Origin of the sequence: Frankia tisae, assembly GCF_025403405.1 — a bacterium.
In the GTDB taxonomy this organism is placed as follows: domain Bacteria; phylum Actinomycetota; class Actinomycetes; order Frankiales; family Frankiaceae; genus Frankia; species Frankia tisai.
Window position 1 is genome coordinate 1 of the sequence record NZ_JANEZT010000637.1, and the last position, 1,949, is coordinate 1,949.

At 72.3% G+C, this 1,949-nt stretch carries 2 protein-coding genes; both read left to right on the forward strand.

Annotated elements, in window-relative coordinates; translation table 11 throughout:
• A partial coding sequence (locus tag NBZ85_RS30735) for a PKD domain-containing protein (protein ID WP_261563382.1) occupies positions 1–1,085 on the forward strand: 1,085 nt, incomplete at its 5' end.
• Positions 1,086–1,090: 5 nt separating this feature from the next.
• The coding region (locus NBZ85_RS30740; RefSeq protein ID WP_261563383.1) for a serine/threonine-protein kinase at positions 1,091–1,949 on the forward strand (859 nt) is incomplete at its 3' end.

Genomic DNA, 1,949 nt, shown 5'->3' on the forward strand with positions numbered 1-1,949 from the left:
CGACGGGCCCGACCGCCCGCATCGAGCTCACCCCCGCCGCCGGCAACGCCCCGCTGAGCGTGACGGCCAGAGCTTCCGCCTCCACCGCGGGCAGCAGCCCGATCACCGGCTACTCGTTCGCGTTCGGCGACGGGGCGACAGCCGCCGGGGAGAAGGCGACCCATACCTTCGCCCAGGCCGGCGACTACACCGTCACGGTGACGGTGACGGACAGCGCCGGTCGGACATCGACGGCCAGCGCCGCCGCGCACGTTACCGCCGCCGCGGCCGTCGGTCCGACAGCGCAGCTCAGCGCGGGACGCAGCCAGGCAACGGCGCCCGCCGACATCGTCGCTGACGCCTCAGCGTCGACTGCCGGCTCCAGCCCAATCGCCGACTACGCGTTCACCTTCAGCGACGGCACGACCGTTGGTCCCCAGGCGTCGGCGACCGCCCGCCACCAGGTCACCGCCGCCGGCACCTACACCGTGAGCGTCACCGTCCGCGACCAGGCCGGCCGCACCTCGACGGCAAACGCCAGCGTCCAGGTGACCGCCCCCGCCGCCGCGCCACCGCGCGCTGCCCTGATCTCCGAGCTGCCACCCGCAGGCGGTGTCGCGGCGCAGTCGGTGCTCAGACTCAACGCCTCCGGTTCGGTCGCCGGCTCCGCGCCGATCACCTCCTACCGCTTCGACTTCGGCGATGGCACGGTGGAGGCACCGTCGGCTGATCCGACTAGCGGATATCACAACTACCTGGCGGGTACCTACCGGGCGTCGGTGACGGTCACCGACCAGAACGGACAGCAGTCCACCGCCACGACAACGATCAACCGCGTGGGCAGAATCAGCCTGAGCAAGCAAGTACTGTCGACCTCGCCCGGAGGGACCATCTGGCGAGTCAATATCGGCGGCCACGGCTCCACCTTCCTGGTGCAGTCCGTGAGCGGATCGGGTATCCAAACCGACAAATGCTCAGGTCAGAGGCTCAGCGCGGAATCGGCCTGCACGGTCGAGGTGAGCGTCCCCAGCGGCACCCCGTCCTCGGTGATCACTGTGGTCAGCACCGCGGAGACCAGCCCGGCCAGCATCGAGCTGGTGTCGTAGCCGCCGTGTTTCTCGAACGTGCGCAGGTCGAGGCGGCGTTGCCCGGCTACGAGCTCGGCCCGACCCTGGGCCAGGGCTCGAGCGGCATCGTCGTGGAAGGCCGGCACCGGCAGATCACCCGCCAGGTGGCGATCAAGGTGCTGACCCGCGCGGGCCCCGCGTACCGGGACGGCTTCCGCCGCGAAGCCGACGTGCTCGCGGGACTCGACCATCCGCACATCGTGAGGATCTACGACTACGTCGAACGCGGCGAGCTGTCTCTGCTGGTCATGGAGCACCTGCCCGGCGGGACGCTGCGCTCGCGGTTGGCCGAGACTTCCCCGGCGATGGCCTGCGCGGTGGGGCTGGCCGCCGCCGACGCGCTCGCCGCCGCGCACACCGCCGGCGTCCTGCACCGCGACATCAAGCCGTCGAACATCCTGTTCGCCCGGGACGGCGCGCCGAAGCTCGTCGACTTCGGCATCAGCAAGTTCTTCGGCGGCACCAGCACCTCGGTCCACTCGATCGCCGGCACCCCCGGTTACATGGCGCCGGAGCAGATCGGCGGCGAGCGGGTCGGCCCCGGCACCGACCTGTACGCCCTGGGCGTCGTGCTGTTCCGGCTGTTGACGGGCACCATGCCCATCGACCCGAGCCTGCCGCCGGCGCAGCTGTGGCGCCGCCAGCTCGAACAGCCCGCCCCCGCGCCGCCCGGCGTCCCCGAGCCGCTGGCAGGGGTCGTCAGCCGGGCGCTCGGCCGGCGGCTGCGCGATCGGCCGGCGTCCGCACGCGAGTTCGCGCTGCAGCTCGCCGCCGCCGCCACCGCCGTCCTCGGGCCGGGATGGCTGGTGGCCAGCGACGTCGCCGTCCGCGCCGACCGAGAGG